Annotated in this window: 20 protein-coding genes and 2 pseudogenes; 21 read left to right on the top strand and 1 reads right to left on the bottom strand. The window is 44.3% G+C overall.

Going from position 1 to position 25,289, the window contains the following annotated elements:
• From atpH to CH373_RS08440, 9 genes are all read left to right on the top strand, one after another.
• On the top strand, window positions 1–561 hold the full coding sequence (gene atpH / locus CH373_RS08480; RefSeq protein ID WP_100714867.1) for an ATP synthase F1 subunit delta: 561 nt from the start codon (window positions 1–3) through the stop codon (window positions 559–561).
• On the top strand, window positions 551–2,065 hold the full coding sequence (gene atpA / locus CH373_RS08475) for a F0F1 ATP synthase subunit alpha (protein ID WP_100714866.1): 1,515 nt from the start codon (window positions 551–553) through the stop codon (window positions 2,063–2,065). Before atpH ends, atpA begins: the two co-directional genes overlap by 11 nt.
• Window positions 2,066–2,078: 13 nt before the next feature.
• Window positions 2,079–2,939 carry an ATP synthase F1 subunit gamma gene (gene atpG / locus CH373_RS08470; protein WP_100714865.1) on the top strand — a complete coding sequence of 287 codons (861 nt, stop codon included), beginning with the start codon at window positions 2,079–2,081 and terminating at the stop codon, window positions 2,937–2,939.
• A 22-nt stretch (window positions 2,940–2,961) separates the two neighbouring features.
• Window positions 2,962–4,365: a F0F1 ATP synthase subunit beta gene (gene atpD / locus CH373_RS08465; RefSeq protein ID WP_100714864.1), complete on the top strand. Its 1,404-nt coding sequence runs from the start codon at window positions 2,962–2,964 to the stop codon at window positions 4,363–4,365.
• Window position 4,366: 1 nt separating this feature from the next.
• Window positions 4,367–4,750 (top strand): ATP synthase F1 subunit epsilon, encoded by a 384-nt coding sequence (gene atpC / locus CH373_RS08460; protein WP_100714863.1) that lies wholly within the window; start codon window positions 4,367–4,369, stop codon window positions 4,748–4,750.
• Window positions 4,751–4,996: 246 nt separating this feature from the next.
• The gene (locus CH373_RS08455) at window positions 4,997–7,540 is read left to right on the top strand and encodes a hypothetical protein (protein ID WP_100714862.1); all 2,544 of its coding nucleotides are present in this window, start codon (window positions 4,997–4,999) and stop codon (window positions 7,538–7,540) included.
• 2 nt (window positions 7,541–7,542) lie between these two features.
• Complete coding sequence (locus CH373_RS08450) at window positions 7,543–9,789, top strand: GAF domain-containing protein (protein ID WP_100714861.1); 2,247 nt, start codon at window positions 7,543–7,545, stop codon at window positions 9,787–9,789.
• 31 nt (window positions 9,790–9,820) lie between these two features.
• The gene (locus CH373_RS08445) at window positions 9,821–11,248 is read left to right on the top strand and encodes an MBOAT family O-acyltransferase (protein WP_100714860.1); all 1,428 of its coding nucleotides are present in this window, start codon (window positions 9,821–9,823) and stop codon (window positions 11,246–11,248) included.
• A gap of 50 nt (window positions 11,249–11,298) precedes the next feature.
• The gene (locus CH373_RS08440; protein ID WP_100714859.1) at window positions 11,299–12,414 is read left to right on the top strand and encodes a hypothetical protein; all 1,116 of its coding nucleotides are present in this window, start codon (window positions 11,299–11,301) and stop codon (window positions 12,412–12,414) included.
• An 82-nt stretch (window positions 12,415–12,496) separates the two neighbouring features.
• Here the strand turns inward: CH373_RS08440 and carA are convergent, their stop codons facing one another.
• Window positions 12,497–13,606, bottom strand: coding sequence for a glutamine-hydrolyzing carbamoyl-phosphate synthase small subunit (carA, locus tag CH373_RS08435; RefSeq protein ID WP_100714886.1), 1,110 nt, complete (start codon window positions 13,604–13,606; stop codon window positions 12,497–12,499).
• Window positions 13,607–13,894: 288 nt separating this feature from the next.
• On the opposite strand from carA, the gene thrS reads away from it, so the two are divergent.
• The 12 genes and pseudogenes from thrS to CH373_RS08380 form a co-directional block, all read left to right on the top strand.
• A complete protein-coding gene (thrS, locus tag CH373_RS08430; protein ID WP_243393336.1) occupies window positions 13,895–15,844 on the top strand; it encodes a threonine--tRNA ligase in 1,950 nt (649 codons plus the stop codon).
• 99 nt (window positions 15,845–15,943) lie between these two features.
• Window positions 15,944–16,936 carry a beta propeller repeat protein gene (locus tag CH373_RS08425; protein WP_100714857.1) on the top strand — a complete coding sequence of 331 codons (993 nt, stop codon included), beginning with the start codon at window positions 15,944–15,946 and terminating at the stop codon, window positions 16,934–16,936.
• 66 nt (window positions 16,937–17,002) lie between these two features.
• Entirely contained in the window at window positions 17,003–18,091 is a 1,089-nt protein-coding gene (locus CH373_RS08420; protein WP_100714856.1) for an FAD-dependent oxidoreductase, read from the top strand.
• Window positions 18,092–18,294: 203 nt separating this feature from the next.
• Complete coding sequence (gene infC / locus CH373_RS08415) at window positions 18,295–18,837, top strand: translation initiation factor IF-3 (protein ID WP_100714855.1); 543 nt, start codon at window positions 18,295–18,297, stop codon at window positions 18,835–18,837.
• Between the two features lie 24 nt (window positions 18,838–18,861).
• A complete protein-coding gene (rpmI, locus tag CH373_RS08410; protein WP_100714854.1) occupies window positions 18,862–19,065 on the top strand; it encodes a 50S ribosomal protein L35 in 204 nt (67 codons plus the stop codon).
• A complete protein-coding gene (gene rplT, locus CH373_RS08405) occupies window positions 19,065–19,418 on the top strand; it encodes a 50S ribosomal protein L20 (RefSeq protein ID WP_100714853.1) in 354 nt (117 codons plus the stop codon). Before rpmI ends, rplT begins: the two co-directional genes overlap by 1 nt.
• Window positions 19,419–19,885: 467 nt before the next feature.
• On the top strand, window positions 19,886–20,581 hold the full coding sequence (locus CH373_RS08400) for a hypothetical protein (RefSeq protein WP_100714852.1): 696 nt from the start codon (window positions 19,886–19,888) through the stop codon (window positions 20,579–20,581).
• Between the two features lie 3 nt (window positions 20,582–20,584).
• A complete protein-coding gene (locus CH373_RS08395) occupies window positions 20,585–20,884 on the top strand; it encodes a cell division protein ZapA (RefSeq protein ID WP_100714851.1) in 300 nt (99 codons plus the stop codon).
• A 2-nt stretch (window positions 20,885–20,886) separates the two neighbouring features.
• Complete coding sequence (locus CH373_RS08390; protein WP_100714850.1) at window positions 20,887–21,462, top strand: 5-formyltetrahydrofolate cyclo-ligase; 576 nt, start codon at window positions 20,887–20,889, stop codon at window positions 21,460–21,462.
• Between the two features lie 135 nt (window positions 21,463–21,597).
• Entirely contained in the window at window positions 21,598–22,089 is a 492-nt protein-coding gene (locus CH373_RS08385; RefSeq protein ID WP_100714849.1) for a chemotaxis protein CheW, read from the top strand.
• Window positions 22,090–22,483, top strand: a pseudogene (locus CH373_RS18970) (Hpt domain-containing protein); the annotation flags it as partial.
• Window positions 22,484–22,596: 113 nt separating this feature from the next.
• Window positions 22,597–25,284, top strand: a pseudogene (locus CH373_RS08380) (chemotaxis protein CheW); the annotation flags it as partial.
• Between the last annotated feature and the right edge of the window lie 5 nt (window positions 25,285–25,289).

The following is a 25,289-nucleotide window of genomic DNA, read 5'->3' as shown; positions in this document are numbered from 1 at the left end:
ATGAGTCATTCGGCTATCCCAAAGACCTACGCTTCTGCATTCGCGGAAGCTACTAGTTCGCCGCAAGAGGCTGAGCAAGAGCTGGACGGAATTGTCCAGATTTTGCAAACTGAAAGGTCGATTCGCGACTTCTTTGAAACTCCTTCGATTAAGAGGGAAGAGAAAGAAGCACTTTTATCTAAAATCTTTCAAGGTAAGATATCCGAAATCACCTTGAATTTTCTATTAGTTCTTTTGAGAAGGGGAAGGTTTTCCTTCCTTTCGGAAATCTACGAAGCTTTTAAAGCGGAACTAGATCGCAAGCTCGGGAGAGTCCGCGCACAGGTTCGGAGTTATCCTCTTTTGGATGAAGCCCAACTATCCAAGCTGCGCGAGATATTAAAGGAAAAATATAAATCGGAGTTCATCCTGGAATCCGTAGAAGATTCAAGTCTTATTGGGGGCTTCCTGGTTCGTTTTCAAGACTTGGCGATTGACGCATCTATGGCGAGCCAATTGAAGAAGGTAAAAGAAACCTTACTTCAAAGTAAACTACCGGTCGGAGTTGTGTATGAAAATTAAGACGGACGAAATTACGTCGGTTCTAAAACAGGAAATCCTAAATTACAAAAAGGACCTGGGCGTAGAAGAAGTCGGAACCGTACTCGAAGTAGGGGACGGGATCGCGAGAGTCTTCGGACTCAAAAACGTAATGGCTGGAGAACTCGTCGAGTTTCAGAACGGAGTTCGCGGCCAAGCATTCAACTTAGAAGATAACTCCGTAGGTGTGATTATTTACGGTGATTACAAGCATATCCAAGAAGGATTCTCCGTAAAAAGAACCACAAGGATTCTAGAAATTCCAGTCGGTCCAGAAATGCTGGGTCGCGTTGTGAATCCGTTAGGCGAACCTGTGGATGGCAAAGGACCGATTCAAGCAAAACTGACTCGTCCTGTGGAAAGCCCTGCGCCAGGGATCGCAAAAAGACAGCCGGTTAGTGAGCCAATGCAAACGGGAATTAAGGCGATCGACGCGATGATTCCGATTGGTCGTGGACAAAGGGAGTTGATCATCGGGGACCGTGGAACCGGGAAAACCTCTATCGCTCTCGATACCATCATCAACCAGAAAGGATCCGGAGTGATCTGCGTGTATGTCGCGATCGGTCAGAAAGCCTCTACCGTTGCGGCAACTGTGGAAAAACTTACCGCGCTCGGAGCAATGGAATACACTATCGTAGTTTCTGCTTCCGCAGCGGATCCTGCTCCAATGCAGTACATTGCACCTTATTCGGGTTGTTCTATTGCGGAATACTTTATGTATAACGAGCAAAAGGCGACTTTGGTAGTTTACGACGACTTGTCAAAACAAGCAGTTGCATATCGCCAAATGTCTCTTCTTCTTCGTCGTCCTCCAGGTCGTGAAGCGTATCCAGGGGACGTTTTCTATCTCCACTCTCGTCTTTTAGAGCGTGCCGCAAAGCTAGACGACAAATACGGCGGTGGATCTTTGACCGCACTTCCTATTATTGAAACTCAGGAAGGTGAGGTTTCTGCTTATATCCCTACAAACGTAATTTCGATTACCGATGGTCAGATTTATCTGCAATCCAACTTGTTCGCATCCGGGGTTCGCCCTGCAGTGGATGTGGGTATTTCGGTTTCGCGGGTAGGTTCTGCTGCGCAAATCAAGGCGATGAAACAAGTCGCTGGAAAGATGAAACTCGAACTCGCTCAGTTCCGCGAACTCGAAGCATTTGCTCAGTTAGGAACTGAATTGGATCCGGTCACTCAGTCACAATTAGACAGAGGAAATCGCATCGTTGAAGTATTGAAGCAGCCTGTCTCTGCACCGTTTCCGGTAGAAGAGCAAGTAGTTGAGATCTTCGCTGTTACTAGAGGATTCATGGATAAGATTCCTGTAGGAAAAGTAAGAGAATTCGGAACCTTCCTAATTTCTACCCTAAAGAATCAATATTCGGAAGTTCTGGATGCGATTCGTAAGGAAAAGAAGATTTCCGACGAGAGTAAGTTAGGTGAAGTCATAGGAACGATTGCCGAGGACTTCCTCAGGAAGCTGAAGTAAGGAAGAGACGCCATTGGCTACACCAAGGGAAATTAAAAAAAGGATTAACTCCTTCAAAAACACCCGAAAGATCACTCGGACAATGGAAATGGTATCAACTGCCAAATCCAAAAAACTGAGTGATCGGGTGAATGCTTCGCATCCTTTTTCCAACAAAATCAAAGAGTTGGTCGGATCTCTGGCTTCTCTTTCTGAAGTGGTAAACAGTCCTTATCTGCGTAGACCGAGAACTACTCGAAACGTAGCATTGCTCGTGATTACTGCGAACAGAGGTCTGTGCGGCGGGTATAACTCGAATACGAACAGACTCGCGAAAGCTAGAATTCAGGAACTGAGAGAAAAAGGAATCGGGGTTAGGCTATTTGTTGTGGGTAAAAAGGGGAGTTCCTACTTCCGATTTACCGGCGAAAAGATAGAGAAATCTTATACTCATATCAATGACAAATCAGGCTATAAAGAGGCCGAAGAATTTGCGGAGTTCTTTTTAGAACTTTTTGCGAAAGAGGAAGTTGATGCAGTAGAAATCGTATCTACCGTATATTTGTCTTCCGCTTCTCAAAAGCCCGCAGTGACTAAGATACTTCCTTTCGAGTCTGACGCAAAAGGAAATGCGGGAGATAGCGTTCTATACGAGCCAAGTCCTGCTCAGATTTTAGAATCTCTGCTTCCTCTTGTAGTAAAAACTGCATTCTTAAAGGCAATCTTGGAAGCGACCTGTTCGGAAGAGTTAGCCAGAAGGGTCGCAATGAAATCGGCTACAGATGCATCTTCTGATATGATCAAATTGCTGACACGTGGTTACAACCGGATTCGTCAGGCAAAGATCACCCAGGAGATTTCGGAAATCGTCGCGGGAGCCGACTCGCTGAACTAGTATTCGTATTGGAGCTACTTGGATGAATAAAGGTAAGATCAAACAAATCATCGGGTCCGTTTTGGACATTGAATTTGATATCGGGAATCTGCCCGAAATTTTTAACGCACTTGAAATCGAATCCTCTGCCGGAGGAAAAAAAGAAAAGATCGTGGCGGAAGTGCAGCAGCACATCGGAGATCGTACGGTTCGTGCAATCGCACTTTCTTCTACTGACGGATTGACCCGAGGTCATGAAGTTACTGATACCGGAGCTTCTATCTCTGTTCCGGTGGGTGATGTAACTCTCGGACGCATCTTTAACGTGTTAGGCGAAACTGTGGATGAAGGACCTGCAATCCAAGTAAAAGATCGTAAGCCGATCCACCGTTCTGCACCTAACTACGAGGAACTTTCTCCTAAAACAGAAGTATTCGAAACCGGAATCAAGGTCATCGACCTGCTCGCTCCTTATATCAAAGGAGGAAAAACCGGACTCTTTGGTGGAGCCGGAGTCGGTAAAACGGTTTTGATCCAAGAATTGATCAACAACATCGCAAAGCAGCACGGAGGATTTTCCGTATTTGCTGGTGTGGGCGAAAGGACAAGGGAAGGAAACGACCTCTGGAGAGAGATGAAAGAATCCGGAGTAATCGACAAGACCGTACTTTGCTATGGTCAAATGAACGAGCCTCCTGGTGCTCGTTTGCGCGTGGCGCTTTCTGCCCTAACGATGGCGGAACATTTCCGTGATTCCATCGGAACCGACGTACTACTCTTCGTAGATAATATCTTCAGATTCTCCCAAGCAGGATCGGAAGTATCGGCACTACTCGGAAGGATGCCTTCTGCAGTAGGTTATCAGCCGACTCTATCTACTGAAATGGGTGCACTCCAAGAAAGGATTACTTCCACTCGAAAAGGTTCCATCACTTCGGTCCAAGCGATCTACGTTCCTGCGGACGACTTGACTGACCCTGCTCCTGCGACTGCGTTTGCTCACTTGGATGCGACTACAGTTCTTTCTCGTGCGATTTCCGATAAAGGAATTTATCCTGCGGTGGATCCTTTGGATTCTACTTCTAGGGTAATGAACGCAGAAGTTCTGGGACAGGAGCATTATTCTGTAGCTCGCGAAGTCCAAAGGATTCTGCAACGTTACAAAGACCTACAAGATATCATCGCGATTCTTGGTATGGACGAACTTTCCGAGGACGACAAGGTTCTCGTAGCTCGTGCTCGTAAGATTGAGAAATTCCTATCTCAGCCTTTCCACGTAGCTGAAGTATTTACCGGATTCCCAGGAAAATACGTCAAGTTAGCCGACACTGTTCGCTCTTTCAAAGAAGTGATCACCGGAAATTACGACCATTTACCTGAGCAAGCATTCTACATGGTGGGAACCATAGAAGATGCGGTAGAGAAATCTAAAAATCTGAGAGCATAAGATGTCAGGCGCTAAACTTTCCGTTTCCGTCATCTCTCCGGAAAAGATTCTGTATAACGGAGAAGCAGATTCTCTGGTAGTTCCAGGCAGCGAAGGATTCTTTGGAGTCCTTCCCGGCCATGCCGCAATGGTGTCCGCCCTCGGAATCGGAGTTCTGGAGATCAAGAAGGGGAACAAAGTAAAAATCGCTGCAATCGAGGGTGGTTTTTTTGAAGTAAGGGAGAATCGGGTCAGCATCCTAGTCGACCACGGTGCCCTGAAAGAAGACATCGACCTGGAAGCCGCAAAAAAAGCACTGGCCGAAGCGGAAGCACTTCCCCTTTCCTCTACAAAAAACACCCTCCTACAAAAAGCAAAAACCCGAATTTTAGCAGCCTCCCGCTAACTTTTGGGGGGTTGAAAATCCGAAAATCATAAGGAAGAACTCTTTTCCCAGAACCGATTTGGGAAAGGAGTGTATTTTGGACGTACCGAAGGTACTACGGTGCTGTTGCGTCGTACTTTTCCTATTTTTCGGATTGTATTTCCGCATAAAGCGAGACATTCTCCGAAAGGTAGACCGGAAGAAATCGATCCAATCAACGCGTTTTAGAAGATGGATCGGTGATTGAACTAAAAGATTGAAGGAAGCATGGCGGAAGAGTTTGGCATAAACTACGAGAACGGACTACCAGACGAAACTCAAGATGATTTCGATCCGAGTGAAATGAGTCTAGATGAAATAGATTCCCTGCTTGCCGGAGGAGACGAAGAGAGCGCGTTCGATTTTGATCCACCTTCCGAAAACGACGATTCTTCCGGGGGAATGGAAGAGCTCATCGTATCTGCCGGAGATGAATATCCTGACGAACTTTCCTCCATGTCGTTTAGCGATTCAGATCTTCCTGAATCAGGCCTCAATTTAGATTTAACAGACTTAGATGACGAAGTCCATTTGGACGAAGATTTTGATTTTGAACTGAGCAATCCTTTAATCGACGCGGAGATTAACCGATTACTCCAGATTGAAGAAGACGAGGACTTAGGTCCGGTACCTGGTGCAGGAACTCCTTCTTGGAAAGATAATACTCCGAAAGCAAGTACTGACGAAACATCCGGTGTCGAGGATGCACTGGGCGAGGCTTCCGATATCGATTTTGGCTCCCTGGATCTTGGTGATCTAAGTTCTCCGGGTGAAGTTCCTCCTTCTGCCTTCCATTCCGAAGGGGAGCCCGAATCAATCGCAGGATTTAGTGATCTGGACTTTGGAGACGAAGAAGAAGCTCCGATCAGTTTATCCGAAACAGAATTAGAGAACATTGATATTAGCGCTGGACTTTCGGACTTCGAAATGGAAGAGGCCGAACATCCATTAGATCATTCTAATGTTTCCGCGGAGGATGAAGAGTTTGTATCCGATGATGAAGGTCCTATAGCCTTGTCCGAAAACGAACTCGATGATTTACTTGGCGCAGATTCTACGACTCCTCAACCGATGGATTTAGGTTCGTTAGGGGAGTCTTTTGAGGGCGATTTGGAATTACCAGAGACTTCTCTGGAAGGCGGCATCCAAGAGCATGATGTACACGCAATCGCGGAAGGTCTCACTACTCCTGAGGACATGGGAGATTGGACCGAATTTGAAAAAGAAGTCGGAGAGGAAGCGGACGAACCAATCGCACTTTCTGATGATGAGCTCGGCAACCTGTTATCTTCCGGAATCGAAGAGGAACACGAAGGATTCGAGGAATCCGCTGCGGCAGATTCGGGCTTTCATTTTGGAGAAGGTGGCGAAGAAGAATCCATCTCGCTTCCGATCCACGAATTAGGCGGATTGGGTGAACCTTCCGAGTCACCTTTAGATTCAGGATTAGATTTGGGAGATTTTTCTTATGAACCAGAAGCTGAAATCTCTGAATCTGCACACGACGAAGATTTAATTTCCGGGATCGGCGATTTCTCCGATTCCAAACCTGAATCGGATTTTCTATCTAGTACAGAAGAAGAGGAACCGATCGCACTTTCAGATGATGAACTAGGAAACCTACTTTCCTCCGGAACAGAAGAAGAAGCGGAAACTAGTACAACGTTTGCTTCCGATTTTATGGGTGAGGAAGAGGAAGAACCGATCGCGCTTTCGGATGATGAACTTGGCGATCTACTTTCTTCTGGAACTACGGAGGAAGCAGAAAATACTCCTTTTGCTTCGAGTTTTACAGAAGAAGAGGAAGAAGAGGAGCCAATCGCTCTTTCGGACGATGAACTCGGAAATTTACTCTCCTCGGGAGAAGAGGAAGTAGGGGTCTCTGCACCTGAGCCTGATTTTCTTGCAGAATCAGGAGAAGAAGAGCCGATCGCACTTTCAGATGACGAACTGGGAAATCTGCTCTCCTCCGGTGAAGAAGAAGCGGAAGCCCAGCCCATGGACTTTGAAATGGAAGCCGAGGAGCCGATCGCGCTTTCTGATGATGAACTCGGAGACCTTTTGTCCAGCGGAACCGAAGAAGAAGCTGGAGAGCCGGAGTTTTTGGGAGAAGAAGAAGGGCCAATTTCACTTCCAATCCATGAGTTAGACCAAATCGCCACAGAAGAAGCTTCGGAGGAGATGGATTGGGGAGGTCCTGTCGCAAGTCTGGACGAGATGGAATCTTCGATGCAAGAAGAAGTAGCTGCTCCCGGGGATTGGGACTTGACGGAAGGTGCAGACGAACCAATCACACTTTCCGACGAAGAGCTCGGCAACTTACTTTCCGATGACAAGGCCGCGATGATCGAAAGCGAGGATTTAGACACCTTGCTCGAACCTCCGACTCCGACAGATTTAGATGCACTGGGTTCCGTGGAAGAGGATATGCCGATTGCTGATTTGCATTTTGAAGAGCAAAAAGGTGCAAGCGGTGCGGTTCCTGTTCCTACAGTAGAAACGATTCCTCCGGAACCGGAACTACTCATTGTCCTCGACGAATATGCGGATGAAGAAGGATTATCTCCGATTGAAGAGTTGAGAAAAGCCGCCGGAGAAGGTGCGGTATCCGCTCCAGGCGCTGAACCACAACCTTCCCAAGATGAGATGAAGAGAATCCTTCTTTATCTGGATGAGTTGCTCGGAAATCTGCCGGATGATTTGATTCGTGAATTTTCCAGATCCGACTATTTTGAACTTTATAAGAAATTAATGAAACAAATCGGCGTTTGAATATGGGCCTCCTGGACAAAGTCACTCGTATGATACGTTCGGGGGAAATCGCCCCTGCCAGTTCCGCTGGGAGTTCTCAGACAAGTACCGCGGAAAAACCTTCTCTATTAAAAAAATCTTTATCGTTCTCCGGAAAGAGTCTACTCCGGAAAGCTCAGGAATTCAGGGGCGGAAACGGAGAAAAATCTTCTTCTAAGTCTTCTACTCAAGCTCCGATCAGCGCACAAGAAAGTCCGAGCATGGATTTTGGAAGAGAAGAACCTGAGTTTCGATCGGCCTTCGGTGATCCTGCGGAATTTGAACCTTCCCCAATGACTGCTACCGAAGAATCAATATCTTCGGAAATGGAAGGACCTCCTCCTTTTTCCATGGAGGATTCGGATTTTGAATTACCCGCGGAGGAAAGCGCGGAGTTTCCTGCTTCCGAAGATTTCGGCGAAGATTTCGGAACTGAACAGCAAGAACCAATTGATTTGAGTAGCTTGGACTTAAGCGGTCCAGAAGAACCGGAGAGTGCTATATCAGACTTCGGATCTGACCTTCCTGAGTTGGAAGATTTTGGTGAAGATACCGAGTCCGATCTCGGAGATTTTGGAGAGGAGCCATCGAACCTGGCCAAACCTTCGAGCATACAGGATCCTTTTTCGGATTGGGTCAAAGAGGCAGAGGCAAACGCGAATAAATCGGCTGCCAAGGGACTTAGACCTGAGCAAAAAGAAGGAAGCGGATCCGATTATCTGTTTGATGACGAGTCTGACTACTCCACTCTGCCGATCGATCTGCAAATCGCGTCTAGAAAAAAATTAGAAAACTATCTATCCGCATTCGAAATCGCAAAAGAAATCGCTTCGTCTACGGACTTTGCCAATTTCTTCGAGAATCTTTGTTTTTCTATCCAAGGGCAAATCGGCTGCGAGTCGATCGTAGTTTTTTCTTCGACGAGTGAATCTTTTGAAGCATTGAGAGTTGTTGAAGCACAGGGGATCTCTGCAGATCCCGAGTGGGTATTGGAATCCGGAGATGAAACATATCAGGCCGCACTCAGGGCACCTTCCGTAATTTACGCAAAGGAAATGTTTAAGTTTTCTCTTCCAAAAAAGGAAAAGATTATATTAGAAAAAACGAATGCAGAATTGATCGTTCCGATTCGTAACGTCCAGGAATTCTTCGGATTATTCGTTCTAAGTAAGACCGTAGAAGGAGACGATTATACTATCGAAGATCTGGAGTTCTTGAAGATAGTAGGAGAAGTGGCTGGATCCGTCTTCAGAAGAATTAGAGATATTGAGCTGGTCAATCAAGAGAACGAAAACCTTAAGGAAGTTCTAAAGAACAACGAACTCATACTCACGGCAGCTCGAGAATTAGCACAAGTCCGTGACTTAGACGAAGCCTATGACCGATTCACCGATATTTTCAAAAGAGAGTTAGGTGTAAGACGGTGGTCGCTATTGCTCTTGGAGGGAACTTCCAGGAAGGAATACAAAGTATTCGGAACCAATTTGCTGACCCCCGAAACAGTTGGCAAATTCCGCTTGGGATTAGATTCCAAATTGGTTGGAATTGTAGCCAACGTCTCGGGAGTTTTTAGGATCGCGAATTTCAGAAAAAACCCGGAACTATTGGAGCAGATCACAAACGACGAACTAGGTTTAATGAGAGAGTTCGACATTTTGCCATTATTGAATTTGAATTGGTTGGTCGGGATGATGGTGATTCATGAAACCGAAGCTCCTTGGACGGATACGGATAGAGAAACAGCAGTCGGGATATCGGAGGTTTCTGCCCCGGTAATTTCTAATTTGCTAATGTTAGAGCAAAGGGACGCAGTGTTTCGCGATCCTTTTAGTCCGGTTGAATTGCGAATCAATGAGGCGATCCAAAAAGTAGGAGAGCTTGGCACTGCTTTTAGCTTAACAGTATTCAAAGTTCAAAATGCTAGCAGAATGGTCAGACTTAAAGGTGCAGGATTTTTCTCCTTTTATTGCGAAGAACTAAGACTTTCCATTCAAGACAATCTGGGTGAATCAGATTATTGTTATAGAGTCGGCCAAGGAAAGTATGTTGTAGTCCTAGACGGAAAAGATAGGGAAGAAACTCAGATCGTAGTAAGGAAGATTCGGAATCGAATCACAGAGATAGATCGCCATAGCAAAGACTTTCAAACCGGAACTACCAGCCAGACTCTTTGCTATCCTTCGGACACCAAGGAAAAAGAAAGACTTTTGGATTTGATTGAAGAATCCTGACTCCAACTAATAAGCCTACTCATCGAAACCGATGCTGTTTCATTCGCTTACATTTGTACTCTTTTTCCTTTTTGTATTTCTTGTCTATGTAAGGCTAGGAGTTAAGGCTCAGAATTTTTTACTGCTTTTCGCAGGACTTGCTTTTTACGCCTCTTGGGGATGGGTTGCGACTGCGATTCTTTGTGCATCAGTGGTCGCAAATTATTTTGGTGGACTTTGGATCCATAGAGTATCCGAGAGCCGTCGCAATTTATTCACTGGATTTCTCATCGTTGCCAACATCGTTCTGTTAGGCGCCTTTAAATACACTGGATTTGGTGCCGAGATCTGGAATGACATAGTTGGTGTATTTGATCCGGAGCAAAAAGTATCTATTCCGAAAATCTTATTACCTCTAGGGATTTCTTTTTATACGTTTCATAATATTAGCTATATTATAGAAGTGCGGTACGAGAAAGTATTGGCTACAGAGAATTTTATAGAATTCGCAGTGTATGATCTCTTCTTTCCTCTACTTTTGCTAGGACCAATCGAAAGACCGAATGCACTCTTGCCTCAGATCGCCAAGCCTAGAAGAATAGACGCTGCTACCGTTTGGGAAGGTGGTTGCCTTTTTTGCTGGGGAATCTTTAAGAAAGTCTTTGTGGGTGATAATTTACAGTTCTTTATTGAAAAGTCTTTGCAACCCGGGATGATTTTACCGGATGGCATCGCATGGTGGATCGGGATCTCCCTCGGAATCCAACTCTACGCGGATTTTTCCGGTTATAGCGATGCCGCTCGTGGTCTTGCGAGGATGATGGGATTTCGCTTAACGTTAAATTTCGATTTTCCTTATATCGCTCCGAATCCTTCGGAGTTTTGGAAACGCTGGCATATTTCTCTTTCCACCTGGCTTCGGGATTACATTTATATTCCGTTGGGAGGAAATCGAATCGGATTACTTCGACAGATTTCGAATTTGATGATCGTATGGATTTTGGGTGGCCTCTGGCACGGAGCGACCTACGGATATCTTACCTGGGGTCTGTATTGTGGAATTCAGGTCGTTTGTTTTGTTCTATTACAAAAAGCATTTTCAAAACTTGATGTTTCGATTCCAAGGTTCATATATATCATATTACAGTACTTAGGCGCTTTTCTTACCTGGGAATTATTTTCTTTTGGTTTGATTCTGTTTCGTTTTAATTCTCCCTTTGAACTCGGGCACCTTATCGAGAATGCGTCCAAAGGTTTCTATTTTTCTATTCCTTTTCTCTTAAAATTTTTCTTTTTCGTTTCTCCTCTATTTTTAATGGATATTCTGCAATTAGCCGCCGGAGGACAGGATTCCTTTTTTATAAAATGGAGGAGCCTGCCAAAGTTTGCCAGCTATTCGCCTCTTGTACTAGGTTTGGTCTTTTTGTTTTTCTTGGCCGGGATATTCGAGAAAAAAGTATTTGTGTACTTTCAATTCTAATCTATATCGAAATGCTACTATAAGATTATTTAGACTGTTCCTTCAAATATATGCAAAATAAGGCTCTCAATTACAGTATAGCTCTTCTTTTATTTACCTTGTTGGTAATCGGAATTTCTCATCTGTTGTTTCCTGCTTTTCTGAATTACCAAGATAAGAATTATTTTTTGTATGATAAGCTGAGCGGAATTCCCCAATTTTCGGTTTCTCTTCCGAAGCGAATAGAAGGTTCTCATCGAAAAACCTGGGTTTTTTTAGGAGATAGTCAGATTCTGAGCGGGTTGTACCCTCAGAAAATTGCGGACCACACCGGGAATAGAATCTACTTTTTACCAAGGCCTTCGGAACAGCCCGAAGGAATTTTGTTACGCTTAGAAGATTTAAGACAAAACGGAATTGTTCCGGATAAAATCTTTTTCAATGCATCGCTATTTAACACGGCGCAAGGAGGAATGGCCCCAGCTCACAAAAGCATGGAAGTACATTTCGGATCATTTCATTTTGCAATGTATTTCATTTCGGAGCTGCGTTCGTTTTATCTAAAAGGCGGAGGAGAACCAATCTTTTACGCTTTGGCTAGAATCTTTCCATTATTAAAATTGAATGCAGCAATCTCTTCCGAAATTCGATTTAGTCCGAGCGGAGATCAGTTTTCGCTATTCGAGCGCAACTTAGATCTGGTCTTTTCTTTTGATCCGATTCTGCGTTGGAAAAGTAATTTTAGGTTCAATCAAAATTTGGAGTCGGAACTGACCAAAAATCACGGGATGATAGAGTGGGGAAAACAGGGTCCATATACCGGAGAATGCATTCCAAATTTTCGACATGTAGCTTTACCACCGGGAGGATGGGAACTCGGATACAAGGTCGCGAGGGATCCGGATTTAAGAACTTGGAAAAAGATTTTTGAAATTTTACAAAAAGAAAAAATCCAGTTTGAGCTAGTATTGGTTCCTTCCCGCCCTTCCTTCGAAAACGCAATCAGGGAACCCAACTCCATGCAATTTTTTGAAACTAGTATCAGGCAACTCGGAATTCCTTTCTCAAAACCGGAAGTCAAGTTTCTGGATCAGGATTACGGGGATCATACGCATTTGAACGCTTGCGGAATTCGTAAACTTACTGATTGGTTCTTAAAACGTTATTCCGAGGATTATAAAAAGTAGTTCTTCTATAAAGTTCCATAAAGAACCGACAAAATCTGCCGAACAGAAAGTTCGGACCTGGCTGAACAATGCGAAGCTAAAACTATAGCTCGGAGCCGAATGCTCTCCCGTTCTTGTGAGAATCCACCATGCGATAAAATTTCTCAAAGAGATATCTACTATCGTTCGGACCAGGAGAACTTTCGGGATGGTACTGAACCGAAAGCATAGGATAACCTGATTTCAAAATACCTTCCACTGTGTGATCGTTCAAATTCAGAAAGGAAATCGGCTCTGAATCGGTATCATCTGCGATCACCGCAAAACCGTGGTTTTGTGAAGTGATCTCGACGTGTCTGGTTTCCATATTCATGACCGGTTGGTTTCCGCCTCTGTGCCCGAATTTCATTTTTTCGGTTTTCTTACCTAATGTTAGACCGATGATTTGGTGACCGAGGCAGATCCCGAAAAGAGGATAACCTTTTTCTAATATAGATTTCGTAGAATCAATCGCGTAGGTGCAGGCAGCAGGATCTCCTGGACCATTCGATAAAAAGAAAGCATCTACTCCTTCTTTCATGATTTCTGGTGCAGGAGTTTGGGCTGGATAAACAGTCACGGCAAATCCTGCAGAATCTAAGAGTCGGAGAATGTTCGTCTTAACGCCGTAATCATAAACAGCGAGTTTGTATTTTTTTCCTGAGTGAGATCCGAACTGATATTTTTTCCCGGTAGTAACCACTTTTGCCAGGTCTGCATTCGCGATTCCAGGGAACTTTTTTACTTCTTCCAAGAACTTTGGAGAGTATTCGTTTGCTACAAAGATCCCTCCGTTCGGGGCTCCGTTTGTTCTGATAAACCGGGTTAATTTTCGAGTGTCTAATCCCTGGATGGCCGGTATTTTGTATTCCTTTAGAAATTGAGAGAGTGTTTTTTCCGCCTTGAAGTTGGAGGGCCTGTCTACGTATTCCTTCACGATCAATCCACTGGCTTGGATCTTGGCGGATTCCATATTATCTGGATGAATCCCGTAGTTTCCTATCATGGGGTAGGTCAGTGTAACGATTTGGTTCGCATAAGACGGATCTGTCAGAATTTCTTGGTATCCTGCAAGAGAAGTGTTAAAAACGATTTCACCTACCGATTGGGTTTCATACCCGAACGATTCACCTTCGTAAACATCACCGTTTTCCAAAACCAAATACGCTTTCATATAAGGACAGGGTTGAACAGGAAAGGCTAGGGTCAATTCAGAAAACTCAGGTAATGCAAGAACAAAAAGAACCGCATTATCGGGGCGCTGCTCGTAGGAGCTCCTACAAGACATGACTTCCAAAATCCTCCTTGCAAGCCGACCCAATCTATGATACGGGGCAAATTGGTCCGCCGCGTGTACCACCGCACCGGCCCCCGCCCAGGAAGGGTGGGGACTTTCCAAGTACCATCTTCTGATTGCGAAAAAACCACAGTTTCGGCGATATGGAATCACAGGTTGCGCGGATTGGAAGTGAGTAGTAAAAACGTACATATAACATTGCCCGACGGTAGCACAAAGCAGGCTGCGCTCGGGTCTACCTATCGCGAATTCATTGAATCAAATTTGCCTTTTTTAAAGAACAAGGCCCTTGCTGTTCGTTTTACAGCTGCTGGTAATACTCCTGCTGTTTTGGACTTAAGCAGGACGCTTGAAACTGCGGGCAAACTGGAAGTATTAACCTTCCAAGAAAAGGACGGATGGGAAACCTTCCAACACTCTGCTGCCCACCTGCTCGGAATGGCGGTGCAGAATTTATACAAAGAAGCCAAACTCACTGTAGGACCGGTGATCGAAAACGGACCTGGTTTTTTTTACTACGATATCGATTTCGGAGAAACAATCATTACTCCGGAAGACTTTCCAAAAATAGAAAGTGAGATGAAACGAATCGTAGATTCTGATTTGGAAGTATATCGAAAAGTTTGGGATAAGAAAGAAGCGATCTCCACTTTTGATAAGATGGGCGAGAATTATAAAATCGAGATCATCGGTAATATTCCAGATCCACAGGTTTCTATTTATGGAATGGGAGAATGGTTCGACCTTTGTAGGGGGCCGCATATTCCTAGATCCGGATTGCTAAAGGCTTTCAAACTCACTGCTCTCTCCGGAGCGTATTGGAAAGCGAACAAGGACAATCGAATGCTCACTCGTATTTACGGAGTGGCCTTCCCTTCCAAAAAAGAACTAGACGAGTATCTATTTCAACTCGAAGAAGCAAAGAAGAGGGACCATAGAAAGATCGGAAAAGAAATGGATCTGTTCTCTTTTCAACCGGAGGCTCCGGGATTTCCATTTTGGCATCCTAAAGGTGCAGTGCTCTGGAACACTCTCGCGGATTATTTGAGAAAGGAATCCGCAAAGAGAGGTTATCAAGAGATTAAAACTCCAACAGTTTTATCTTCCGATTTGTGGAAGGTGAGCGGACATTGGGATAACTATAAAGAAAACATGTATTTCACTTCGATAGACGAAGCTGAATACGCGATCAAGCCAATGAATTGCCCAGGCTGCAGCTTGATCTACAAACATCATCTGCATTCGTACAGAGAATTGCCTCTTCGGTTTTCTGAACTAGGAAGTGTACATCGTCACGAATTGCACGGAGTTTTACACGGACTTTTCCGTGTAAGGGCATTTACTCAAGACGACGCTCATATCTATACTCCTATAGAATATGTAGAGTCCGAAGTGATGGATACGATCGACTTCACTTTAGAAGTGTATCGCAAATTCGGTTACTCGGAATTCAAAACATTCATCGCGACCCGTCCTGAAAAATCAGTGGGGAAAGACGAAGACTGGGAATTCGGTACCGAAGTATTGAAGAAGTCACTCGAGAAGAAAGGAATCCAATACGGAATCAAAGAAGGAGAAGGTGCATTCTACGGACCTAAAATAGAATTCAATATTAAGGATTCTATCGGAAGAATGTGGCAGTGTGGAACGATACAAATCGACTTTTCGATGCCGGAAAGATTTCAACTGGATTATACTGATTCGAGCGGTGGGAAAAAAAGGCCCGCCATGATTCACAGAGCGGTATACGGTTCACTAGAGAGATTCATAGGAATCTTGATCGAGCACTACGAAGGAAAATTTCCTCTTTGGATTTCTCCGAACCAAGTTCGAGTACTTACTGTAACCGATGCAGTCACCGAGTACGGACAGGAAGTAATGCGGAAATTGGTCGACGCAGGTTTTAGAGCAGAAGCAGATTTCAAGAACGATAAAATCGGAGCAAAGATCCGAGATTCGATACTGAAAAAGGCGAATTACTTGCTCGTGCTGGGCGAAAAAGAAAGAGACGGCGGAACCGTTGCAGTCCGTAAGCGCGGCTCCGAAGAAACTAAGTCAATGACTTTGGACGAATTCTTTGCGATCCTGAATGAAGAACTGAAAACCGGAGCTTGAACCAAAAGATTTTAGCTGCTCGATTCGGATCTTTTCCCTTTTCTGCACTCTAAGTTCTCTACCATTGTCTTGAATTCTTTCGGGCTGGATAGAATCAGGATGAGAACTTTCGGGTATCATAAAATACTTCTATACTATTTACTCTTTTTTGTCCCCTGGTTATCGAATTACGCTGTGGACTGGAAACCGAAAGGCAAGGTACACGCGGATCTGTCTAGAGGGAGCGGAAACAATTGTATTTCGAATAGGACTGTTTTTCTAGCCGCGAACGATTCATTACTGCAAAGCAACGATAAAGGAAATACCTGGAAGCGCGTCGAAAGTTTAACGCAAAAGCCAATTACGTTTGTCTATTGTTCCGCGCGGCTGCTGGTTTCAGGAAACGCCGAAAAAATCTATCTGAGCAAAGACGGCGGAAATACTTGGTTCGAGAGTTCAGGGCTCCCAGATCCGGACGGAGCAGCCTGGGATCCGGTTGTTTCGGAATGTGGAGGTCAAGTCTTCCTAGGAATCTCCACGACATCCACCGGAATTTTCATCGTATCAAATGTCTTTCAACTTTCTGCGGAGAATGTTTGGAAACAAGTCCACCATATGGAAAGTGTAATATTCCAATTGCAATGCTTTGGAAGTCACCTTTTTGTAGTTCACGAAGGTGGCGTAGACACGATCGACTCGAGCCATTCGCAGGAAGCCTACAGATTAAATGATGGGCTGATAGTAAAATGCGATGTTTTTCGTTTTGGCTGCTTGGCTTCTCCGATCGCTCCGTTATTTTACAAGGAAGATTCAATTTTTCTAATAAGCGGTTGGGGTGCGTATCGCTTTCGAAAAGCGGAAACTGGATGGGATAGAATCGACCGACCTTTTCAGATCGAACCTGCGCTTTACAAGAAAATTGTGTCGTGTAACAAAGGCTGGGTTTTTCTCGCGGGCACCAAGATGGGAAAAATAGAGACAGTGAGAGGATCCGGAGGACTCAATTCCACCGCAATATCTGCTCCAAAAGATTTACTGAATATATGGGTACAAGGAAATGAACTTTTTGCCTTGGACCAATCCGGTCAGGTGTTCGCAGCAGCCTGTCCCTAATTCCTCTCTTTGCTAATTCCAGTTGCGATTTTCTATGAATTGCTTTATTGTGTATAGGAAAAGAATATGAACGGGAATCGAGGGGAAATACTAATTTCTGGGGCCGGTCCGACCGGATTATCTGCGGCCATATTCTTGCATGAAAAAAAAGTAAAGCCTCGAATTATCGAGAAACTAAAAGAGAGAGTTCCATACTCTAAAGCGTTCGGAGTCAATTCGAACACTCTCACATTGTTTGAGAGTTCTGGAATCACCGAGAGGTTCCTATCCAATGGAAGAAAAATGTATTGTGTGAACTTTTGGAAGAATGGGAAAATACTAGTTCGAAACGATTTTACAAAAGTAAAACACAAGTATCCGTTTATGTTAATTCAATCCCAGAGTGAGACGGAGACAATTCTAGAAGAAGAATTGAAAAAAAGGAACATCTTGGTCGAAAGACAAACTGAATTGGAAAGTTTAACCTTAAAAGATCAATCGATACTTGTCACGATAATCAATAAGGAAGGGCACAGGGAGCAATCTGCTCCCGAGATTCTATTCGCCGCGGAAGGTGCACATAGCCAAGCAAGGAAGCAGTTGGGAATTGAATTCCGAGGCCATCGATATGAAAAAGAGTGGGAGCTTTACGATATAGAGTTAGATACTCAACTGGCTAAGGACGAGGGGCACATAATTGCAAAGGATGAAGGCGGTCTTTTACTCATTCGAATAAGGGACAGTGTCTGGAGATTGGCCGGAAATATTCCGAATCTGATCGAACATTTGCCAAAAGGAACGAGCCCCGGAAAAATAAAATGGCAGTCCAAATTTTTGATCAGTCACCGGATCGCTAACCATCTCCAAAAAGGGAACGTTTTTCTAGGAGGAGACACCGCGCATGTGCATTCTCCATTAGGTGCGAGAGGAATGAATCTTGGAATTGAGGATGCTTATGTTTTCGCGGAACTCTATGATAAAAACCGAATGAAAGAATACGAAGCATTAAGGAGGCCTTTGATTCGGAGCGTGGTAGCAAGGGTGAATTTGATCACTCAAATCGCAGCCGGGGATTCCGCATTTTCCAAGTGGATCCGGAGAATTTTGCCTTTCTTATCGATCGGAGCACCGATCATCTTGCCTTTTGCACGAAAATTTATCCTAGGAATTCGCTAGGTAGCACTACCGGGCAGAGTCCGTTTTGGACCGACTTTCGTATTGGAACGAGAGACAATAGATTTCGGTGAGCAACTAAGGGTCAGACGCGCTTTCTTTCTAAAAAGTCCTTGAATCGTGGACCCTGGCCAAGCTACTATGATAGAAAATCGCTTGAAACTGGACCTAAGAGCCAAAAACTTGGAAAAATAGCCGGAGACTGAATGCAGAGGAAGCCCCAACCAAAACCAACGGATAAAATATTTAGCCACAGGATTAATGAAAAAATTACTGGGGTTGCCCAAGTAAGGTTGGTGATGGATGATGGTGTGCAGATCGTCAGTTTTGATGAAGCTCTTCGGCGCGCAAAAGAAGAAAACCTGGACTTGGTAGAAGTATCTGGAGACCAGGAAATCCATGTTTGCAAGCTGATCGACTACGGAAAATACAAGTTCGAACTGCTCAAGAAAAACAAGGAAGCGAAGAAGAAGCAACACGTAATCAATGTAAAGGAAGTGAAGATTCGTCCAAGAATCGACCAACATGATTACGAGATTAAAAAGCGCCATGCTACCGAGTTCCTACAAAAAGGTGACAAGGTAAAAGTGAGCCTCCGTTTTCGAGGCCGGGAAATGATGCACTCGGAATTGGGTATGAACGTCGTAAATCGACTGGTAGAGGACCTAAAGTCCGTGGGAACCCCTGAGAGGGAACCTGTTATGGATGGGCGCCAGATCGTAGTCGTAATCACACCCTCTGGTAAATAGAGCAGAATCAGGAGTTATTTAGCTATGCCTAAGCTGAAAACAAACAGGGCCGCTGCAAAACGGTTCAAGTTTTCCAAAAACAATAAGATCAAACGTAAGAGCATGAATACTCGTCACATCCTTACGAAGAAAGGTCCGAAAAGACGTCGTCGTCTTCGCGGAATGAGTTTGGTTGTGGACGCAGATTGGAAATCAATCGTTCGACTGATGCCCTACGGAGTTAGATAATGCCTAAAGCTACAAATGGAACCATCCATAAAAACCGTCGTAAAAAAATCCTGAAGCAAGCCAAAGGATTCAGAGGAGCTCGTTCTAAGCTTTATAGAACAGCAAAATCTGCTGTGATGAAAGCAGGCCAATGGGCTTACCGTGATCGCAGGGCGAAAAAAAGAGAATTCCGCAAACTTTGGATTGTTAGAATTAACGCAGCAGCTCGCGAAGCTGGACTTTCCTATTCTCAGTTTATGCATTCCTTGAAGAAACTTGGAGTGGAACTGGATCGCAAAGCACTCGCAGAACTTGCGTTCAACGATAAAGAAACTTTCAACGCATTAGTTGAAAAAATCAAAGTAGCCGCTTAATATCCGAACGCATAGAAGCGTTTGGACAAATCAAGATCTCCCGGACCATAAGGCACATTCCAAGTGCCACCTTAAGGTCCGGGGGAAGATTCCCTCCCTCTTATAATTTATTCTCCGTCAGAACTTTTTGCGCCCGCGCGGTTTTACAGATAGGAAGTCAAAGAGAAATTCCAATTTGGAATATAAATTCTAAAAATTAGGTTAGAAGAGTAACTCCAAGAAATTAGGTAAACCAGATCTGGATTTGATTAATTTCCTGGGAATTGGAGAGAGAGACCGATATTAATTGGTAGTTCTTAACCGAGAGTCGTTTTATTTTCCAAAAAAAGCTTTTTCTCTTTTCAGGAAAAGATAAAAGTAGGATGGTTTTGGACGATTATTTAGTCAAAAAGAGCCAGGAACTAACCGCAAGTTAGAGCCGGGTAAACGAACTAAAACTAGTTTTCGTAAGGATAGAGGTTCCCACTATGCTGACTATGGAGACCATTGAGGAGCTCGAGAGTAAGGTCATCAAGGCCCTCGAACTTATTGGCGATCTCAGGACGGAAAACAGCCGCCTAGAGGCCGAAAACGAATCACTCCGCGCCGAAAACGACCAGATGAAACTGGCGATGGAGGAAAAGGAGAAAGAACTTTCTTCTCTCCGAGACAAACTTCAGACAACTACCAAAGAACTGGAGGAAATGAAAGAAAGAGAACGGGCTCTAGAAGTTAAGATCAATCAACTTCTGGGAAGGCTGGATTCTCTGCCTACTTCCGGAACTGCTACTCCAAGCTCCAGTGCAAGTCACGCTCCGAGCTCCGCTCCGGCAGCAGCCGCCTCATTTGCAGCTTCTGCACCATCTACGCCGACTCCACCTCCACCAACCCCAGCTCCTTCAGTGGCAAACGAGTCTGCGGACGATGACTACAATGAGGACGACGAAATCATTCTTTTAGATGACGAGGACGATGATATCGCAGTGATCGGAGATCCTACCGAGAACTCGGGTGGAGACGAAGAAATCGTGATCACTGACGAGCCTGGTGAGGAAACTTTCACACCAGTATCTTCGGATGACGATGATGATATCATTATCGAAGATGATGACGATGCGATTAGTGTATTTGATGCGGATGAAGACGATGATTTTTTAGTCATCGAGGACGATCCTAAACCTTAATACATGAGCGAAAAGATCAAGAGCCGCATCTTAGGAGACGATTACACCATCGTCGGAGATGCGGATCCAGATTATATCAAACAACTCGCGGAGGTGGTGGATCGTAAGGCCCGCGAGCTAAGTCTTGGGATGCCCTCCGCTCCAAAATTAAAGCTAGCAGTTTTAGTCGCTCTGAATTTTGCAGATGAATTAGAGCAAATTAGAAGCACCAAAAATTCTTCCGAAGCCGCTTCTCCAGATGCAGAAGCGAAGACCAAAAAATTAATCACCCTCCTTGAAGAAGGTCTGATCGGGGATTTGTAAGATTGGCTTCTAAGCAAGAAGCAAGAAAATCGGCGAAAGAATTCCTGCGCGTGCTTCCGGGACGAACCGAGTCCGAGGAAAAGATTCGAAATTCACTGAAGAGATTTCTACTGGACCAGGTTCAAATCTCTGGAAATGAAAAAACTGCTCTGAAAATTATTTCCTATTACGCGGATATTTGGGAGGTTTCTCCCTTTGCCGAAGCGGAATCTATTTTAGAAATACAAGGTGTTAGAATAGAATTCTATTACCCTAGGATAGAAGGGACTGGTTTAACATTCCTATTTCCTGAAGATAGTAAAACAGGGGAATTCGGAATCTCGGAGCCGATCGGAAATAGATCCCTGGAGCCAAAGGAGGCTGATTTTATCCTGGTGCCTGCTTTAGCCTTCGATGAGTTCGGCCATAGACTGGGCCGAGGAAAAGGATATTACGATCGCTCTCTAGTAGGAGTTCCTCAGGGAAAATTGATCGGTTTCACCTTTGAAACCATGTTCCCGTGGACCTTCTCCGCCGAAGATCATGACATAAGAGTGGGCACTGTCATGACCGAGAAAAAAAACCATTGCTTTCCATAAAAATAAAGGGAAAATTCTTTCCGATTTATTCAAAATCGTAGAATTTCACGTTCCTATTGGTCGATTAATTTCTGGGAGTTTCTTCTTGGATTCGGCCAGATTGATTTTTGACAAAGAAGGTCCGCGGGGGCAGAATTGAATAGGTTAGATAGGGAAACAGGCTCCGATGCCGAGGAGCAAAAGAACGTCGAATCCTTGTTGGAGTTCCTCTCCTTCGAAGTGGATAAGGAACTCTTCGGGATCGATATACTTCATATTCACGAAATCTTAAAGCCTGTTCAGATTACTAGAATACCGAATGTGGATGATTATATTCTGGGAGTCATTAATCTTAGAGGTGAGATTATTCCGATCATGGACCTCAAAAAACTATTCGGTTTGGGTTTCGCGGAGGTGCTTCCTTCTACCAGGATCATCGTTGTGGTTCAGGCGGAAAAGAGAGGAGGACTGCTCGTGGACTCCGTAAAGCAAGTAATCAAGGTCCATGAGGATAAGGTAAGTAAGGCCGATGCGAGTATCAGCATACAATATAGCGACTTGATAGAGTCGGTAAGCCAGCACGAAGACAGTCTCGTGTTGAACCTGAACTTAGGGATGATTGTAAACTATGCTAGGGAGGCCCTATAAGTGCCCGGCGTCTTAGGAGAATACACTGAACTATTCCTTGAAGAGTCGGAAGATCAGATCGAGGAATTAAATTCCAACTTATTGAAGTTGGAAAGGGATCAATCTAATCCTGCCATTATCAATGATATATTTCGCGCCGCGCATTCTTTGAAAAGCTCCGCGGCTTTCGTAGGTCTTTACAACTTATCCGACTTGGCTCATAAAATGGAGAATCTGCTCCAGAGCATCCGGGACAAAAAACTTTCCGTACACCTTTCTTTAGTTAATCTTCTGTTTCAGTGCTTCGATCTGATCAAGAATGTAATCAAGAATGTAGCCGAGGGGAAAAAAATAGACACTCCGTATACGGAGATGATCCAAAAACTGGAGGCGTACGAAAAAGACCCTAAGTCGCATATCGAAGCGGCAAAAGGAAAATCCGTAGCCGCTCAGACTGTGTCTCCCCAGGAGCCGAGCTTAGAAAGACAAGAAGAGAAACCGCAGACCGAAGCTCCTACTGGAATTTTCGAGTTGGACCAGGACGACCAAAAGGAACTCGAGGATGCTCTCAGCAATCCGAATATAAAAGCTTGGATGATAAAGGTCGCGCTGGTAGAAGGTGCGCCGATGAAAGGACTGAGATATACTCTGATCCTGCAAAATCTGAGATCAATCGGAACAGTTTTCTTGAATATGCCTTCCTCCGAAGATTTAGAAAAAGGAACAGACGCTTTGTACCTTACGATTCTGTTCTTGAGCGAGAAATCACTCGAGGAGATTAAGGGAGCAGCTAACGTAGACATGGTGGATCAAATTACGATCCACGAATATTCATCTATCACATCCTATGGGTCTAGGCTGAGTGCCAAAGAGACATTGAGCGCAGAAGAAGAAATAAGTGCTAGCGAGGCAAGAGTTACATTAAAAAGTATTAAAGTTTCTTCCGACAAGCTGGACCAGTTAATGAACAACGTAGGTGAGTTGGTTATTACGAATTCCGGTTTTCAGAAAATCTATGACGATTTGGTCCGAACTTTCGGGGAAGATCATCTGTTCGGTGAACTGAAAGGTAGAATCGACCTGATCAATCGGATATCGAAGGAGCTCCAATCCGGTATTATGAATATTCGGATGGTTCCGATTTCTACGGTTTTCCGGAGGTTTTCTAGATTGGTTAGAGACCTTTCCTTGGAAACCGGCAAGAGTGTGGAATTAGTGCTGAACGGCGAAAATACGGAACTTGATAAAAAAGTAATAGATGCATTGGGAGAGCCATTGCTCCACTTGATTCGAAATTCTGTGGACCACGGAATCGAACCTCCGGAGGAGAGGAAGAAAATCGGAAAGTCAGAGCAAGGTACCGTTGAGCTGAATGCCTACCAAGGTGGAAGCAATATCATGGTAGAAATTCGGGACGATGGAAAAGGTTTAGACGTCGAGAGAATTCGAAAAAAGGCGATCGAACTTGGACTAGTCACCGCGAGCGAAGCAGAATTGCTTTCCGAATCCGAAGTCTACCAATTCATTTTTGCTCCAGGATTTTCTACTACTGAAAAGATCACGGATATTTCTGGACGCGGCGTAGGAATGAATGTGGTCAATAATCTCATTCAGGAATTTAAAGGAAAGATACTCATTCAATCTCAAAAAGGAAAAGGAACTTCCTTTGTATTATCATTCCCTCAAGCTTTGGCGATTATTCCTTCTATCCTTGTGATAATGGAAGAGGAAGTGTATGCGTTCCCGCTCTCTGACGTAAACGAAACGATCAAAGTAAACACGGATCAAATCACGACTTTGGAAGGAAATGAGATCGTGAATTTGAGAGGGGAGGTCCTACCGATTTATAGACTCAATAGGATCATCGGATTGCAGGACAAGATAGGTCGAAACGAGTTTCCTGTGGTCATCGTTCACTTCAAAGGCAGAAAGATCGGGTTCTTAGTAGATGAGTTAGTAGGAAAACACGAAACAGTCATCAAATCTCTCGAAAAGAATTTCAAAAATATTCAGGGCTTAACCGGTGCTTCTATCATGGGAGACGGTACGATCATCATGGTCTTGGATATTCCGGGATTGGTAGAAGTCGCCGCGGAGTTCGACGAAAAAGGAAATTATATCAACTATCATTTAGAAACGATGAAGAGGATCAGTTCGATTCGGACAGTAGAGACTGAAGAGGAAATGTATCTGCAAAAGACAGCCAATCCTACGAACGTTTACAATCATAAACTCTTTGAGATCGCCGCAAGAGAGAAGTCCCGCAGAAAAAAAGTAGAACGCAAGAAAGCAGAGACTGTTGAAACGAACGACTTTCTGAGCAAAATTCAAGTGGCTCAGCAACCTGAACCTGCGAAACAAACTTTTCTACCTGAAACTTCAGTCGAAAAAACGACCCAAGACTCGGATTCTCCTTCCGAGTCCGTAGCGACTCCTGGAATCGCCCTGATGGAAAGGGAGATTCTCCCCACCCAAAAAGTTAGTACTGATAAAGAATACCACGATAGAATTGCGGAATTGATTTCTGATACGGTTAGATCCGAAGAAGAGAAAAAAAGAGCGGAGTCCATCATCGAAGGATTCTTGGAGCAAAAAAAACAGAAGGCCTCCTCGGTTCAACATTCCAAAGACTTTACCGGAACTTTAAGTAAAGAACAGATTAAGAAAATAGAAAATGTAGTCAATACCGGTATGATGAATGCCGGAATGGTGCTCTCTCAAATTTTGAATCGAAACGTGGACCTGTTCATTCCGGAAATCATCATGAATGATAAGGAAGGCTTGGCCGCGGAGATTCGTTTTTCCGACGATAAGTTTTACGGAATGAAGGTCAGGATGAACGGGGATCTAAACGGAAATATGCTCATGATGTTTTCCAGGGAGAATGCTAAGAATCTAGCCAAAGAACTATTGGACAGCAGACCGGATTCACCGGGACTGGACGACGATTCCAAAAGTGTTTTATCGGAAATTTCTAATATAGTGTGCGCCTCAGTTCTCAATTCAATCTCGAACAAGGCGAGAGCGAGTATTATGCCTAGCGTTCCGGAATTAGTAGAGGGTACTTTTTTAGAAGTTTTGGATGTGGTTCGCCCGGAAAGGACCAAATTCTTGAGCATGCTAACTGAATTTAATCACGAGGGGAATAATCTTTTAGGAGTTTTGCTATTCCTTCCGGACTTTGACGAGCTGATAGCTCTTTTGCCTAGATTTTAAAGGAG

The organism is Leptospira perolatii, from assembly GCF_002811875.1.
Taxonomy (GTDB): domain Bacteria; phylum Spirochaetota; class Leptospiria; order Leptospirales; family Leptospiraceae; genus Leptospira_B; species Leptospira_B perolatii.
This window is presented reverse-complemented; position numbering and strand designations above follow the sequence as displayed.

Bases quoted from the DNA above. Each gene is read 5' to 3' on its own strand.
- atpH (WP_100714867.1), top strand. From the start codon at position 1: ATGAGTCATTCGGCTATCCCAAAGACCTACGCTTCTGCATTCGCGGAA.
- CH373_RS08445 (WP_100714860.1), top strand. From the start codon at position 9,821: ATGCTGTTTCATTCGCTTACATTTGTACTCTTTTTCCTTTTTGTATTT.
- atpC (WP_100714863.1), top strand. From the start codon at position 4,367: ATGTCAGGCGCTAAACTTTCCGTTTCCGTCATCTCTCCGGAAAAGATT.
- rpmI (WP_100714854.1), top strand. From the start codon at position 18,862: ATGCCTAAGCTGAAAACAAACAGGGCCGCTGCAAAACGGTTCAAGTTT.
- atpD (WP_100714864.1), top strand. From the start codon at position 2,962: ATGAATAAAGGTAAGATCAAACAAATCATCGGGTCCGTTTTGGACATT.
- rplT (WP_100714853.1), top strand. From the start codon at position 19,065: ATGCCTAAAGCTACAAATGGAACCATCCATAAAAACCGTCGTAAAAAA.
- infC (WP_100714855.1), top strand. From the start codon at position 18,295: ATGCAGAGGAAGCCCCAACCAAAACCAACGGATAAAATATTTAGCCAC.
- CH373_RS08440 (WP_100714859.1), top strand. From the start codon at position 11,299: ATGCAAAATAAGGCTCTCAATTACAGTATAGCTCTTCTTTTATTTACC.
- CH373_RS08400 (WP_100714852.1), top strand. From the start codon at position 19,886: ATGCTGACTATGGAGACCATTGAGGAGCTCGAGAGTAAGGTCATCAAG.
- carA (WP_100714886.1), bottom strand. From the start codon at position 13,606: ATGAAAGCGTATTTGGTTTTGGAAAACGGTGATGTTTACGAAGGTGAA.
- CH373_RS08425 (WP_100714857.1), top strand. From the start codon at position 15,944: ATGAGAACTTTCGGGTATCATAAAATACTTCTATACTATTTACTCTTT.
- CH373_RS08455 (WP_100714862.1), top strand. From the start codon at position 4,997: ATGGCGGAAGAGTTTGGCATAAACTACGAGAACGGACTACCAGACGAA.
- atpA (WP_100714866.1), top strand. From the start codon at position 551: ATGAAAATTAAGACGGACGAAATTACGTCGGTTCTAAAACAGGAAATC.
- CH373_RS08420 (WP_100714856.1), top strand. From the start codon at position 17,003: ATGAACGGGAATCGAGGGGAAATACTAATTTCTGGGGCCGGTCCGACC.
- CH373_RS08395 (WP_100714851.1), top strand. From the start codon at position 20,585: ATGAGCGAAAAGATCAAGAGCCGCATCTTAGGAGACGATTACACCATC.
- CH373_RS08450 (WP_100714861.1), top strand. From the start codon at position 7,543: ATGGGCCTCCTGGACAAAGTCACTCGTATGATACGTTCGGGGGAAATC.